Origin of the sequence: Pantoea leporis, from assembly GCF_028048155.1 — a bacterium.
Classification (GTDB): Bacteria; Pseudomonadota; Gammaproteobacteria; order Enterobacterales; family Enterobacteriaceae; genus Pantoea; species Pantoea leporis.
This window is the reverse complement of sequence record NZ_JALMEU010000001.1, coordinates 59623-75327: the sequence shown is the minus strand read 5'-3', so window position 1 is coordinate 75327 and position 15705 is coordinate 59623. Positions and strand designations below refer to the sequence as shown.

10 protein-coding genes are annotated in these 15705 nt (G+C 59.8%); 1 reads left to right on the top strand and 9 read right to left on the bottom strand.

The window, feature by feature from the left end; all coding sequences use genetic code 11:
- Position 1: 1 nt before the first annotated feature.
- On the top strand, positions 2-1315 hold the full coding sequence (locus MWH02_RS00355; RefSeq protein WP_271459653.1) for a cytochrome c: 1314 nt from the start codon (positions 2-4) through the stop codon (positions 1313-1315).
- Positions 1316-1360: 45 nt separating this feature from the next.
- On the opposite strand, the gene flhE is transcribed toward MWH02_RS00355, so the two are convergent.
- The 9 genes from flhE to MWH02_RS00310 form a co-directional block, all read right to left on the bottom strand.
- Positions 1361-1768, bottom strand: coding sequence for a flagellar protein FlhE (gene flhE, locus MWH02_RS00350; RefSeq protein ID WP_271459652.1), 408 nt, complete (start codon positions 1766-1768; stop codon positions 1361-1363).
- Positions 1768-3855, bottom strand: a complete 2088-nt coding sequence (gene flhA / locus MWH02_RS00345) for a flagellar biosynthesis protein FlhA (RefSeq protein WP_101764133.1) — start codon at positions 3853-3855, stop codon at positions 1768-1770. Before flhA ends, flhE begins: the two co-directional genes overlap by 1 nt.
- Positions 3848-4999: a flagellar biosynthesis protein FlhB gene (flhB, locus tag MWH02_RS00340; protein WP_101764132.1), complete on the bottom strand. Its 1152-nt coding sequence runs from the start codon at positions 4997-4999 to the stop codon at positions 3848-3850. Before flhB ends, flhA begins: the two co-directional genes overlap by 8 nt.
- An 87-nt stretch (positions 5000-5086) precedes the next feature.
- Positions 5087-5950: a uroporphyrinogen-III C-methyltransferase gene (gene cobA / locus MWH02_RS00335; protein WP_137385963.1), complete on the bottom strand. Its 864-nt coding sequence runs from the start codon at positions 5948-5950 to the stop codon at positions 5087-5089.
- Between the two features lie 11 nt (positions 5951-5961).
- Complete coding sequence (locus tag MWH02_RS00330) at positions 5962-8565, bottom strand: nitrate reductase (protein WP_101764130.1); 2604 nt, start codon at positions 8563-8565, stop codon at positions 5962-5964.
- Positions 8562-12629 carry a nitrite reductase large subunit NirB gene (gene nirB, locus MWH02_RS00325; RefSeq protein WP_271459651.1) on the bottom strand — a complete coding sequence of 1356 codons (4068 nt, stop codon included), beginning with the start codon at positions 12627-12629 and terminating at the stop codon, positions 8562-8564. Before nirB ends, MWH02_RS00330 begins: the two co-directional genes overlap by 4 nt.
- A 10-nt stretch (positions 12630-12639) precedes the next feature.
- Entirely contained in the window at positions 12640-13428 is a 789-nt protein-coding gene (locus MWH02_RS00320) for an ABC transporter ATP-binding protein (RefSeq protein ID WP_101764128.1), read from the bottom strand.
- Between the two features lie 10 nt (positions 13429-13438).
- Positions 13439-14311, bottom strand: a complete 873-nt coding sequence (gene ntrB, locus MWH02_RS00315; RefSeq protein ID WP_101764127.1) for a nitrate ABC transporter permease — start codon at positions 14309-14311, stop codon at positions 13439-13441.
- A gap of 11 nt (positions 14312-14322) precedes the next feature.
- Complete coding sequence (locus tag MWH02_RS00310; RefSeq protein WP_271460163.1) at positions 14323-15576, bottom strand: CmpA/NrtA family ABC transporter substrate-binding protein; 1254 nt, start codon at positions 15574-15576, stop codon at positions 14323-14325.
- Positions 15577-15705: the final 129 nt, after the last annotated feature.

Below are 15705 nucleotides of genomic sequence, written 5' to 3'. Positions count from 1 at the left end.
GATGAAACCTGTATTGATTCAGGCCGCTATCGCGGTGGTCCTGATGCAGTGCGCCGTGGCGCAGGCGGCAGACAATGCCGCTCAGATTAAGCGCGGCGAATATCTGGCGCGCGCCGGTGACTGTACCGCCTGTCATACCGCCACCAACGGCCCGCTGTTTGGCGGCGGCTTTGCGGTCAGTACGCCTTTCGGCCAGATCTGGGGCAGCAATATCTCCTCCGATAAGCAGTACGGTATCGGCAGCTGGAGTGACGATCAGTTCGTTGCTGCGGTGCGCGACGGCATTGGCAAAAACGGCGAGCAACTCTATCCGGCGATGCCATATGACTCCTTTACCAAAATGAAGCGTGACGATGTGCTGGCAATCAAAGCCTATCTCATGTCGATGCCGCCGGTGCATCAGGCTCCACCGCAAACCGACCTGCCGTTCCCATTCAACCAACGCTGGGGCATGCGCTTCTGGAAGTGGTTTAACTTCGATAAAGGCGAATTGCAGAACGATACGCAGCAGAGCGCGCAGTGGAATAACGGCCGCTATCTGGTTGAAGCGCTGGCGCACTGCGGCACCTGCCATACGCCGCGTAATCTGACCATGGGCATGGACAACGATAAAGCATTGGCCGGCGGCGATCTCGGCGGCTGGATGGCGTACAACATCACACCCGATAAGCAGGCAGGCATCGGTGACTGGAGCCAGCAGCAGCTGGTGACCTACCTGAAAACCGGCTTTGTCGCCAACAAAGCCAGCGCCTCCGGGCCGATGGCCGAAGCGATTGAGCACAGCCTGCAATATCTGCCCGAGAGTGATCTGCAGGACATCGCCACCTATCTGCGCAGCGTTAAGCCGCAGCCGGACGCGCAGCAAGCCCGCGCGCGCGACAGCTGGGGACAACCTTCCACCGCGCTAATTGCACTGCGCGGCGCCGATGACGCGACCCGCCATTCTCAGCCCGGTGCGGTGGTATTTGCCGGTAACTGTGCCAGCTGTCACGGCGCGGAAGGTGCGGGTTCGGGCAGCGGTTTCCATGCCTATCCGTCGCTGTTCCACCACACCAGCACCGGCGCGGCAGATGCGCTGAACGTGGTATCGGTGGTCCTCAACGGTGTGCATCGCCATATGCGCGAAGGCGAAGTCTTTATGCCGCCTTTTGCGCCTGAGCTGAGTGACCAGCAGGTGGCGGATGTCAGTAACTTTGTTACCCAGCAGTTTGGTAATCCGGCGGCGGCCAAAGTGGATGCGAAGCAGGTAAAAGGGTTAAGAGAGGATGCAAAACTGGCTTCACCCCCGATTTACGGTCAGGGAGATAAGCCTTAATTACTGCACTCGGCGGCGCAGGGCGCGTCGCCGAGGTAGCACGCGTTACTGATAATTCACCGTCACTTCACTGCTCACCACGCGTAAGCCGGGCGGCAAGGCGCCCTTCCCCTGAAAGCCAAATGCAAGATGCAGCGTCTCTTCCGCCGCCACGTTGGCTAAGCCGCGCGTACTGCCGCTGGCGCCTTCAATCTCGACACAACGATCGCCCGCACATAAGCGCACCACCAAACCCGAGGGCGCAGGACGGCTCAGCTGATAACGCCAGTACACCAGCGAAATGTTGCCCGGCGCGCTGGAAGGCGCACGCAGCGCAGGCGTCATCAGCCAGTTACCGCGCACGCCAAGGCTTGGGCCGCTGGCGTTGGCTGTCCAGGCACCGCTGGACGCATCAACAGCCAGCGGCAGCGCCATCAACGGCATCATCATTACTGCCCAGCACCAGCGACGCATTACTTGCCTCCAATGGTGGCGGTCATGCGGATTTGACGGTTATCGGTCAGCTCCATATTCGACAGCACAATCAGCTGCGGCAGATTGCGCCGCAGGAAGCGTGCCAGCAACGCACGCAGCGGATGATTGACCAGCAGCACCGGCGGCGCGCCTGCCATCTCTTGCTGCTGCAGTGCGCCTTGCGCCTGCACCAGTAAGCGATCTGCCAGACCTGGCTCGAGTCCACCGCCACCTTGCAGCGCCTGCAGCAGCAGGCGTTCCAGCGTGGCATCGAGGCCGATCACCTGCACTTCGCCGTTGCCCGGGAACCACTGTTGGGTAATCGCCCGTCCCAGCGCCACACGCACAACGCTGGTGAGCTCTTGCGGATCGTTCTGCACCGGCGCATGTTCCGCCAGCGTTTCAATAATGGTGCGCATATCGCGAATCGAGACGCGCTCGGTCAGCAGGTTTTGCAGCACTTTGTGCAGCGTAGTCAGCGTGATGACACCCGGCACCAGATCTTCGGTCAGCTTCGGCATCTCTTGCGTGACGCGATCCAACAGCTGCTGCGCTTCCTGACGGCCAAACAGCTCGCTGGCGTATTGGCCAATCAGGTGATTGAGGTGCGTCGCCACCACGGTGCTGGCTTCCACCACGGTAAAGCCCTGAATCTGCGCCTGCTCTTTCAGGGCGCTGTCGATCCAGATCGCCGCCAGACCAAAGGCCGGATCGACGGTTGGCTCGCCCGGCAGCGAACCAGCGGCGGTGCCGGGGTTGATCGCCATCCAGCGGCCCGGATAAGCATCGCCGCTGCCAATTTCTACGCCTTTCATCAGGATGCGGTAACGCGCGGGTGGCAGTTCCATGTTGTCACGGATATGCACCACCGGCGGCAGGAAGCCCACCTCTTGTGCCACCTTCTTACGAATACTGCGGATACGCCCCAAAAGTTCGCCGTTTTGCAGGTGATCGACCATCGGAATCAGGCGATAACCCACTTCCATACCGAGCGAATCTTCCAGCTGCACATCGGTCCACGATGCTTCCACCGTGGCCGGCGTTTCCTGGGTTTTCACCAGACTGGAAGCTTCCGCTGGTTTCTTCGGCTGCATTTCGCGACCGCGTAACCACCATGCAAGCCCTAATAGCGCAGCGGTAAACAGCAGGAACACCAGGTTTGGCATGCCCGGCACCAGGCCGAGCAAACCAATCACGCCGCCGCTCAGCATCAGCACGCGCGGGTTCTTGAATAGCTGCGTTACCATCTGCTCGCCGACGTCCTGATCGGTGCCCACGCGCGTTACGATGACACCTGCGGCGGTGGAGATCACCAGCGCCGGAATCTGTGCTACCAGGCCGTCACCGATGGTCAACAGCGTGTAAGTTTCACCGGCGTGACCGAGATCCATGCCGTGCTGCACCACGCCGACCAACAGGCCGCCGATGATGTTGATCACCATGATCAGGATGCCGGCGATGGCGTCACCACGAACGAACTTACTCGCACCGTCCATTGAGCCGTAGAAATCGGCTTCCTGCGTCACTTCGGTACGGCGTTGCTTGGCTTCCTGTTCGCCAATCAAGCCGGCGTTGAGGTCAGCATCAATCGCCATCTGCTTACCGGGCATCCCATCCAGCACAAAACGCGCGCCGACTTCGGCAATACGTCCCGCACCCTTGGTGATAACCATGAAGTTGATGATAACGAGGATGATAAACACCACGATACCGATGGCGAAGTTACCGCCAACGAGGAAGTGACCGAAGGCTTCCACCACGCGTCCGGCCGCATCGGCGCCGGTATGCCCCTCCAGCAGAATGATACGGGTTGACGCAACGTTCAGCGCCAGACGCAGCAGCGTCGAGAACAGCAGAATGGTCGGGAAGGCGGCGAACTCCAGCGTGCGCTGGGTGAACATCGCCACCAGCAGCACCATGATCGACAGCGCAATGTTAAAGGTGAACAGCAGGTCAAGAATGAATGCGGGTAACGGCAGCACCATCATCGACAAGATCAACATGATCAGTACCGGGCCCGCCAGCACCTGCCATTGCGTGTCTTTAAAGTTGCCCGGTAAACGCAGCTTCTCGGCTAAATTAGCCATCGTTAGTGTTCTCTCCTGCAAAGTCCATGTCTGCCGGAACCGGCAGGTTTTTTGGTTTGTTTGGAATCAGGCCACCTTCGCGCTTCCAGCGTCGCAGCTGCCAAACCCAGGCCAGCACTTCCGCTACCGCGCCATACAGCGCGCCGGGGATGAACTGACCAATTTCGGTGTGTCGATACAACGCACGCGCTAGCGGCGGTGCTTCGAGAATCGGGATGCGGTGCTCTTTGGCGAGCTCACGAATCTTCAGGGCGATATCGCCCGCGCCTTTGGCCACCACTTTGGGCGCGCTCATCTTGCCTTCCTGATACTTCAGCGCCACCGAGTAGTGCGTCGGGTTAGTGACGATAACGTCGGCTTTCGGTACATCAGCCATCATGCGACGGCGTGCCGCCGCGCGCATCGCCTGGCGAATACGCCCTTTAACGTGCGGGTCGCCTTCGTTCTGTTTGTGTTCGTCGCGGATCTCCTGGCGCGTCATCTTCAGCTTTTTGAAGTAGCTGTAGAGCTGCCAGAACACATCAAAACCCACCATCGGGAACAGGCCCAGCATGATCAGCCCACAGCAGGCGGCGATCATCGACAAACCATGATGTAGCGCGTTGATCGGCGATTCGCTCATCAAACGCAGCATCTCTTCCCAATGGCTCCAGATGTACCAACCGGCCACCAGCCCAACCAGCACCGCTTTCATGATCGATTTCACCAGCTCTGCAGCGGTTTGGCCGGAGAACATGCGGCCAATACCGGTAAGCGGGTTGAGCTTTTTGAGATCGAACTTAATGGATTTGCCGCTGAAGTTAAGGCCGCCCAGCGCCATCGGCCCGGCAATCGCCACCACCACTAAGCCGCCCATCAGCGGCAGCAGCGCGATCACCGCCTGCTTAATCAGGCTGCCGATATGACCAATGATCACTTTGTCATCGTTCACCATGCCGTGATCAAAACGAAATCCGGTGGCGACCATGCTGGCCAGACGCTCCGCCATGCTGTTGCCGCCGACCCACAGGATCAGCAATCCAATCAACAGCATCATCACTGAAGTCAGCTCGCGCGAACGCGGAATCTGCCCCTCCTCACGCGCTTTTTCAAGTCGGTGGGGCGTGGGCGATTCTGTTTTGTCCTCGTTACTCTCTTCAGCCACGACTTACCTCAGCTGGCAGGAATTCTGAGCATAGAATGCCAAAACCCTGACAGGCTAAAGCGCGGATTAAAGGGGGGAAATGTGAGCTTATTTAGCCATAAGTGAAATTGCGGGCTGATTGGTCGCCATAAATGGCGCCGCTACATTGCTCGAATGTGCATTAATCCTGACCGGTTGGCGATAAAAGTGCACCACGTCACCCACCAACAATAACGCCGGCGATTGGGCTTGTTGCACCTCAACAGTGTGTGCCAGCTCAGCCAGCGTAGTGATCATCACCCGCTGATCGGCACGCGTGCCATTCTCAATGATTGCCACCGGCGTCTGCGCGTTGCGGCCCTGCGCCTGCAGCTGTGCGCTGATGCTGGCGCTCCACTTCAGCCCCATATAAAACACCAGCGTCTGGTTATTGGCGGCGAGGCTGGCATCATCCAGCTGCGGTTCACCGCTTTTGCCGTGACCGGTAATTAACCGCAGCGACTGTGCGCAATCACGGTGCGTTAGCGGAATGCCGCTGGCTGCCGCGCATCCGGCGGCGGCGGTAATACCCGGCACGATCTGGCAGGCTATTCCAGCCTGTTGCAGATAGAGCATCTCTTCACCGCCGCGCCCGAAAATAAAGGGATCGCCGCCTTTGAGCCGCACCACTTGCCGCCCGCTGCGGGCTAAATCCACCAGCAGCTGATTAGTTTGCGCCTGCTTTAACCCGTGGCTGCCGGGCTTCTTGCCGACATCAATCGCCAGCGTCTCCGGCGGCACTTCCGCCATGATCGCCTCGCTCACCAACCGGTCATACACCACAACGTCGGCGCTGTTGATCAGCCTCCATGCTTTTAAGGTGAGCAGTTCTACGTCTCCCGGCCCAGCCCCAACCAGCCAGACGCCACCTTGCGCGTGTTCGCCGTCACGCGGATTAAACAGCTTGTCGAGGGATTCACTGGCTTGCGTCATGATGTTTTCCGTTACTGCGCCACGCGCAGAGATGAGAGCAGTTGTTTGAGCTCCGGGATACAGGAGCCACAGTTGGTGCCGCATTTCAACACCGCGCCGAGCGCTGCCGGGGAATCACAGCCCTCAGCGATGGCCCGGCGAATCGCCACTTCACCAACGCCAAAGCAGCTGCAAAGGGTACGTCCGTGGCTGCCGCCCTGCGCCGGTCGCCCGCCCAACAGCGCATGTCGCTGCTGCGGCAAATCGGGCGGCTGGCTGAAGGCCCGCGCGATAAATGGGTGATCGATGTCTGGTAGCCAGGGCGCGGCATAAAAGGCGCATGCCAACTTGCCCTCGCGCCAGCCAAGCCAGTGCAATTGCTGTCCCGCCTGCGCCTGCTGCCATTGCAATGCGGACATGCCCGGCAGTTGCATCAGCCATTCGCCAGCATGAGCGCTGCCCGCCAGCACATAGCGCTGCACGCCGGGCTGTGGGGCTCGCGACCAGTAGAGTAGTGCAGGCGGCGTGATGATGTCCGGCAGCCACAGCCAGCCTTGCCACGCTGGACGCAGTAGTTGCAAGCGCACCGCCGTTTGTTTTAACGCTGGCTGAGCGGAATCGGGACAACAGCTGGCCGCGACTAATCCATCGACGTTGGCCTGCCCGCTGAACTGTCTTGTCCAGTGCATCGGCACAAAGATTTGCCCACGCTGCAGGCCGCTGTCGAGGGTGACGCGTCCGCTGCACCAGCCCAGCGCCGACTGCACGCGCGTCACATCGCCGTGGCTCAAGCCGTACGCCGCCGCATCCAGCGGATTTAGCGCGACAAAGGGTTCATCGTAATGCTGCATCAGTCGCGGCACGTTGCCGGTGCGCGTCATGGTGTGCCACTGATCGCGGATGCGGCCGGTATTCATCAGCAGCGGATAATCAGTGGTCATGAGGGTTTTAACCGGTATCGCGGGCGGCAGCAGACGCGCTTTTCCATCGGCATGGTAAAAGCGGCGATCGGCAAACAGCCGCGCGGTGCCGTTGGGTGACGCGGCAGTGATCGGCCACTGCACCGGGGCTAACTGGTCATATTGCTCACGCGTGATGGTTGCCAGCGCGCTGATATCAAAGGCGCGCGTGCCGCGATTCTCAAAACCAGACAGCGCGGCATGCTCGGCGAAAATCTCGCCTGGATGCTGCCAGGCAAAGGCCGCGCCAAAACCGAGTCGCTGCGCCACCTGCGCCAGCAGCCACCAATCCGCTTTGGCCTCACCGGCTGGCGCAATAAAACTGCGCTGGCGTGAGATACGCCGCTCCGAATTGGTCACGGTGCCGTTTTTCTCGCCCCATGCCTGCGCCGGCAGTAGCACATCAGCAAATTGTGCCGTGTCGCTGTGGGCGCTGACTTCCGACACCACCACCAGCTCGCATTTCGCCAGCGCGTGCGCCACGCGGTTACCTTCCGGCATCGAAACGGCAGGATTGGTACCCATGATCCACACTGCCTTGACGTCGCCGCGTTCGATGGCATTGAACAGATAAACTGCCGTCAGTCCCGGCTGCTGCGCAACACGATCGCTCCCCCAAAAGCGCGCAACACGATCAACCTCTGCTGCGCTAAAGCCCATGTGCGCCGCCAGCTGATTGGCTAAGCCGCCCACTTCACGGCCGCCCATGGCGTTGGGCTGTCCGGTCAGCGAAAACGGTCCGCAGCCCGCACGGCCGATTTTGCCGCTGAGCAGATGCGCATTGAGGATGGCGTTGTTGTTATCGCTGCCGGTTTGTGACTGATTGATGCCCATGCACCACAGCGTCAGCACGCGCGGCTGCGCTGCGAACAGCTGCCAAAATGCCACAATGTCATGCTCACTCAGCTGGCAGGCAGCGGCGACCGTCGCCACATCCCACGCCTCACAGGCGGCTAAGGTCGCTTCCACATTGGCCAGATGCGGCAACATACTGGCATCGATACCCGCATGGTGCGCCAGCCAGTTCAGCAGCCCGGCAAACAGCGCGCTATCAGATCCCGGTTGCAGCGCCAGATGAACATCAGCAAGGTCACAGCTGGCAGTACGACGCGGATCGATCACCACCAGCTGCATCTCAGGGCGTTCGGCTTTGGCCTGCACCAGCCGCTGCCACGCCACTGGATGCGCCCATGCCGCGTTGGAGCCGACTAACACCACAACATCGGCTTGTTCAAGATCGTCATAGCAGCACGGCACCGCATCGGCACCGAAAGCGCGTTTGTAACCCACCACCGCCGAAGCCATACACAGCCGTGAATTGGTATCGATGTTGGCAGAGCCAATAAAGCCCTTCATCAGCTTATTGGCGGTGTAATAATCCTCCGTTAGCAGTTGACCGGAGCCGTAAAAGGCCACCGCCTGCGGGCCATGTTGATCGATGATGCGCCGGAAACCCGCCGCCACATGGTCCAGTGCGGCATCGATACTGACGCGCTGACCATCAATCTGCGGCCAGAGCAAACGACCGTCATGCATCAGGGTCTCGCCCAGCGCTGAACCTTTGACGCACAGCCGACCGAAATTAGCCGGATGCTGGCGGTCGCCGCTCACCGGCGCATCGAGGGCTTTCACCTCCACGCCACAGCCCACGCCGCAGTACGGACAGGTGGTTTTCATGAGGCCGCCGCCAGCGCAATAATCGGCTGATGCCCGAGCCACACTTTGCCGCCCTCCACGCGCACCGGCCAGCAGCGCAGCTGATGCTCGGCGTTATCGAGACTTTGTCCGTCGCGCAGCCGCACGCGCTGCTTGTAGAGCGGTGATATCACCACCGGCTCGCCCGCTACGTCGCCGAGAATGCCACGCGACAGCACGCTGGCTTGCGTGCCGGGCTCAATATCTTCCAGCGCATAAATCGCCTCGCCCAAGCGGAACAAGGCCACACGCTGACCGCCTAACCGCGCACCCATGCCCGCAGACGGCGGGATAGCGTCGACAAGGCAAATGGCACTCCAGGGTTCTGCCGGCAACGTGGTAACGGGAATGCTGTCCGCCGTCGCGGGCTGACGCTGACCGCGCACCTGCACATAGTTGAGCGTCTCGTCAGGCTGCTCGCTGTTGACGGTGGCGGTAAACAAGGCGCGACGCGAAGGATCCTGCAGCGTGCTGTGCCATTCGCACTGATAGCGCTCCACCACGCGCTGCATCTCCTGCTCCAGTTGCACGGCTATACCGAGTGAATCTTCGATCACCACCTGACGCAGGTAGTCGAGTCCGCCTTCCATGTTATCCATCCACACGCTGGTGCGCTGCAGACGATCGGCGGTGCGCACATAGAACATCAAGATGCGGTCAACGTAGCGCAGCAGCGTTTCATCATCGAGATCGCTGGCGAACAAATCGGCATGACGCGGTTTCATCCCGCCGTTGCCGCAGACATACAGGTTCCAGCCTTTTTCCGTGGCGATTACGCCAATGTCCTTGCTCTGCGCTTCAGCGCATTCACGCGTGCAGCCGGAAACCGCCATTTTAATTTTGTGCGGGGCGCGCAGCCCTTTGTAGCGATTCTCTAATGCGATGGCGAAGGCGGTAGAATCCTGCACGCCGTAACGGCACCAGGTTGACCCCACGCAGGATTTTACCGTGCGCAGCGATTTGCCATAAGCGTGACCGGTTTCAAAACCCGCCGCGATTAAGTGTTCCCAGATATCCGGTAACTGATCGAGCCGCGCACCGAACAGATCGATGCGCTGACCGCCGGTGATTTTAGTGTAGAGATCGTAACGAGCGGCTACTTCACCAATCGCAATTAGCCCTTGCGGCGTAATTTCACCGGCTGGCACACGCGGTACCACCGAATAGGTGCCATCTTTCTGGATGTTGGCGAAGTAGCGATCGTTGGTATCCTGCAGCGGCAGATGTTCGGGCTTCAGTAAGTAGTCATTCCAGCATGATGCCAGCAATGATCCCACCAGCGGCTTGCACACTTCACAGCCCTGTCCGCGCCCGTTGAGCTGTAATAGCTGCTCGAAGGTGCTGATGTTGCCGACGCTGATCAGGTGATAAAGCTCCTGACGCGAGTAGGCAAAGTGTTCGCAGATATCCTTCTTCACTTCCACGCCCTGACTGGCGAGCTGGAACTCCATCACCTGTTTGACTAATGCGCTACACCCACCGCAGCCGGTTGCCGCTTTGGTGCAGCTTTTGATCGCCGCCATGTCACCGCAGCCGCCCTGCACTGCCCCGCAAATGTCCGCCTTGCTGACGTTATGGCACGAGCAGATTTGCGCGCTGTCTGGCAACGCCGCGACACCCAGCGCTTTAGCCGGCGCACCCGCTAACTGGGGCAAAATCAGGCTTTCCGGCTCTTCTGGTAACGGTAACTGATTCAGCATCATCTGCAGCAGGCTGGCGTAATCTGCGCTGTCGCCCACCAGCACGCCGCCAAGCAGCGTTTTGCGATCTTTGCACACCACCAGTTTTTTGTAGATGCCCTTTGGATTATCGATCCACTGATAACTTTGGCTGTCAGCGGTGCGCCCGTGCGCATCGCCAAATGACGCCACTTCCACGCCGAGCAGTTTCAGTTTCGTGCTCATGTCGGCACCGCTGAACGCCAGTTCTTCCTGCGCCAGCTGCGCCGCCAGTACGCGCGCCATTTGATATCCCGGCGCAACCAAACCGAAAATTTGCCCTTGCCACAGCGCGCATTCACCAATCGCATAGACATCTGCGGCGCTGGTGGCGCAAGCGTCGTTGATCAGAATGCCGCCGCGTTCACCCAGTTGCAGACCGGCGGCGCGCGCCAGTGCATCACGCGGACGAATACCCGCTGAAAATACCAGCAGGTCCGTTGCCAGCAGGCTGCCATCGGCAAAACGCAGCTGCAGGCTGCCATCCGGCAGACTCTCAATCGCTTCAGTTTGCTTGCTGGTATGAACTTGAACGCCCAGCGCGCTGATTTTGCCGCGCAGCATCTGCGCGCCGCCGTCATCCAATTGCACCGCCATCAGACGCGGCGCGAACTCCACCACATGGGTTTCCAGACCGAGCTGTTTCAATGCGTTGGCGGCTTCCAGTCCGAGCAGCCCGCCTCCAATCACCACCCCGCGCGTCGCATTACGGGCACAGTCAGCAATCGCATCCAGATCGGCCAGTGTGCGGTATACAAAACAACGCGCGTGATCGTGGCCGGGAACCGGCGGTACAAACGGCACCGAGCCGGTCGCCAGCACCAGTTTATCCCAGGTCAATTCCGCGCCGCTGGCATCACGCAGGCTGCGTTTTGCACTGTCAATTGCCACCACTTCACAACCGCTGCGCAGTTCGATGCCGTGTTGCTGAAAGAAGTTATCGCAGACCAGTGACAAATCGTCCGCGCTTTTACCGTTGAAGTATTCGGTAAGATGCACGCGATCGTAGGCCATCTGCGGCTCATCGCCGTATACCACGATGTGATAGTGCTGATGCAGTTCACGACTCACCAGCTGTTCGAGAAAATGGTGGCTGACCATGCCATGTCCAACCACGGCGAGAAGAGGTTTGCTCATCATCTGGCTTCCTGCAGCGCTTGGCTGCGTTGTGTTGTCGTCAAGACCGAACAGTGCGTTAATGCCCACCTGCGCGGCCTGTTGAAGTTGTGGTAGCAGCGTGCCTGCCGCCTGGCTGTCGCCAAACAGCAGCACGCCGCGCAGTGCGCCATTGCGCAAAAACAGTCGGCGATAGTGCTGGTGCAGCGGGTCAAAGCTGCTGATGGCGTCGCCTTCGCTGATATCGCCCGCACTGAACATCTCAATGCCGCTGACTTTCAGCCGCGTACCGTTTTCCTGATAGTGAAAGTCGGCCACGGGTTCACCCGCCAGTTGTGCTGCCAGCACGGCGGCCTGCGTCAGACAAGGCGCAATCAAGCCAAAGGTTTCGCCGCTGATTTCGCAGCACTCACCCAGCGCATACACATGCGGAAGCGCGGTTTGCAGTTGACGGTTAACCAGAATGCCGCGCTGGCAAGGCACGCCCGCCGCCTGCGCCAGCGCGATCTCCGGCAGCACGCCGATGGCGATCACCACCTGTTCCGCTGCGATAACCGCCCCATCGCCGAGCGTGACGCTTTCGGCGTCAATGGCCTGCAAAGTGACGCCGAGCCGACAGCGAATACCGCGCTGTGCCAGATGCTGCTGCAACAGCGCACCCGCTTTGGCATCCAGCTGGCGATCAAGCAGCCACGGACGATGATGCAGCAGCGTGACGTCACGTCCACGTTGACGCAGCGCCGCTGCGGCTTCCACGCCAATTAATCCGCCGCCCAGCACCACCACCGGACCTTGCTGCGCGAGCATGGCCTCCACGTCTCGCACCGTGCGGAAACCCTGCACCTGTGGGCGATGGATGCCGGGCAGATCCGGCATGCGCGGCCTCGAACCGCAGGCGAACACCAGCTTGTCCCAGTGCAGGGTGCGCTGGTCGGTTAGTACTGTGCGCGTAGGGATATCCACCTGCAGCGCCTCTTCCCCCATCAGCAACTGCACCTGATGTGCCGCATACCATGCGGGTTCGTGGATCACCGTGTCAGCGAAGGCTTTTTCGCCCGCCAGCACCGGCGACAGCAGCACCCGGTTGTAATTGCCGTGCGGCTCACGGCCAATCACCGTGATGGCGTAGCGACCCGGCGTACGTTGCAGCAAGGTTTCCACCATGCGCATCGCCGCCATGCCGTTTCCGATCACTACCAGTCGCTGCACCATGGTTGTCCCCTTACGCCACAGCCGTTTGCTTTTCATACAGGAAATGCAGAATCCGCTGACGCAGCTGGTGATAGCGCGGCTCGTCGGCTAACGCTACCCGTGAACGTGGACGCGGCAGGTCGATGTTGAGAATGTCACCGACCTGCGCGGCGGGGCCGTTGGTCATCATCAACACGCGATCTGACAGCAACACCGCCTCATCGACATCGTGCGTAATCAGCACAATGGTGGTATTGAGCTCCTGCTGGATGCGCATCACGCTGTCTTGCAGATGAGCGCGCGTTAGCGCATCCAGCGCACCGAACGGTTCATCCAGCAGCAGCACACGCGGCTGCATGGCCAGCGCACGCGCAATCCCGACACGCTGCTTCATGCCGCCGGAGATCTCCGACGGACGCTTATGCAGCGCGTGACTCATCTGCACGCGATTGAGGTTGTGTTCGATCCACTCGCTCATCTCTCTTTTGCTCATTTTTCCTTTGAACACTTGCTGCACCGCCAGCTCCACGTTTTGGTAGGCGGTCAGCCACGGCAGCAACGAATGGTTCTGGAACACCACCGCACGCTCCGGACCGGGACCGCTGATTTCGCGGTTGTCACACAGCAACACGCCGCTACTCGGCTGCGTCAGCCCGGCTATCAAATTGAGAAGCGTGGACTTTCCGCAGCCGGAGTGACCAATCAGGCTGAGGGTTTCACCTTCGTGGATATCAAAACTGACGTTATCGAGGGCGAGGAACTCGCCGCCTGCGGTATTGAAGCGCTGGCTGACCTGCTGTACGCGAATAATTGGATTCATCATCGGCTCCTTATTTTTCCCAGCTAAAGCGGCGTGCCAGTAACATCAGCGCCTGTTCGAGCAGTAACCCGACCACGCCAATCACCACGATGGCAATCAGGATGTTTTCCACATTGAGGTTGTTCCACTCGTTCCAAATCCAGAAACCGATACCGAGCCCACCGGTTAGCATTTCCGCAGCGACAATCACCAGCCATGCGATGCCCATCGATAAACGCATACCGGTTAACACTGCAGGCAGCACCGCCGGGAACAGAATGCGGCGCATCACTGTCCACTCATTGAGCCGCAGCACGCGCGCCACATTGAGATAATCCTGCGGAATTCGCTGTACGCCTTCGGCGGTGTTGATCACCATCGGCCAGATGGAGCAGATGAAAATGGTCCAGCTTGATGCCGGTTCAGCGCGCTGGAACAGCAGCAGGCCAATCGGCAACCAGGCAAGTGGACTGACCGGACGCAGCAACGCGATGATCGGGTTGAGCATGTGCGCGATAAAGGTAAAACGGCCAATCAGGAATCCGGCGGGAACGCCCACCAGCGCCGCCAGACCAAAGCCGATTGCCACCCGCTGCAGCGAGGCGACCACGTTCCAGCCGATGCCCTGATCGTTGGGCCCGTTGTTGTAAAACGGATCGGCAAACAGCGTGACGGCGGCTTGCCAGGTGGCATATGGCGTGGGGAAGCCTTTACTGGACATTGAAGCCAGTTGCCAGACAAACAGCAGCAGAATCAGGCCGCAACTGGCGGGGATTAGCCGCTGCAGCAGGGGACGGAGCCAGCGTTGACCCCGACGCGGTGCGGGCGTTACCTTGAGTGCAATCACCTGCGCCGGTGGCGCGGCGATCGGCGCGGTATTGAGCGAGCGTGCTTCAGATTTCATCATGACCTCACTTAACGGCGTTTAAGGGCAAAACTGTCGGCATAAGCGGCGGGATTGCTGCCGTCCCATACTTTGCCGTCGAACAGTGTGCTGCTGCGCATCTCGCCGGCTGGGACGCTAATGCCGCCCACCGCGCTGGCGGCCTGTTTGTAGATATCAATACGGTTGATCTGACGCGCCACTGCTGCATAATCAGGCGCGGTTTGCACCATGCCCCAGCGCTTCATCTGCGTCAGGAACCACATGCCGTCGGAAATCCACGGGAAGCTCACTTCACCGTCGCGGAAGAAGCGCATACCGTGCGCGTCCTGCCAGCGCTGACCGAGGCCATTTTCGTACTGACCGAGCATGCGCCCTTCCAGCGTTTCCACTTTGGTGTTGATCCACGCGCGTCCGGCCAGCACCTGCGCGGTCTCTTTGCGGTTAGCGTCGGAGGCATCGATCCAGCGCGCGGCTTCCAGCACTGCGGCGGTCAGCGCACGGGCGGTATTGGGGTGCTCTTGCACCCAGGCGGCGCGCGTGGCGAGAATTTTTTCCGGATGATCCGGCCAAATTTGCTGTGTGGTGGTGGCGGTAAAACCGATGTTGTCGCTGATAGCACGCTGGTTCCACGGCTCGCCAACGCAGAAGCCACTCATGTTGCCCATCTTCATGTTCATCACCATTTGCGGTGGCGGGACCACCACGGTGCGCACATCCTCAAACGGGTCGATACCGGCGTTGGCCAGCCAGTAATAGAGCCACATGGCGTGTGTACTGGTTGGGAAGGTATGCGCGAAGGTAAAGCTGCCTTTGGCTTGGCTGGCGATTAATTTTTGCAGGCTGGCCGCATCAGTAACTTTCTGATCTTTAAGCTGATTCGCCAGGGTGATGGCCTGCCCGTTGTTGTTGAGCGTCATCAGGTTAGCCATCTCATGCTGAGGCCCGGCAATGCCCAACTGCAGACCATAAATCATGCCGTACAACGCGTGCGCGGCATCCAATTCGCCAGCGGTGAGCTTGTCGCGCACCGCCGCCCAGCTGGCTTCTTTACTCGGTTGCAGCGTCAGACAGTATTTTTTATCGAAGCCTTTTACTGACGCCATCACCACCGGCGCGCAGTCGGTGAGCGGAATAAAGCCGACGCGAATGTTGCTCTTTTCGGGCGCATCGGAACCGGCAGCCCATACCGCATTGCGTAATCCCGGCAGTAGATAGCTGCCACCGACCGCCGCGCTACCCAGGAGAAATTGACGTCGTGACAATGTGAACCGCGTTTTGCTCATCATGCGCATCCTGAAAAAAAGAATAAAAAAAGGCGTCCTCCCGCATGTCGCAAAAACATGGGGCCGGACGCCTTTATCCAAAGCACTCGCTTCACCGCCGTTGGCGAAACAAATGCGCAATGTCTGTAA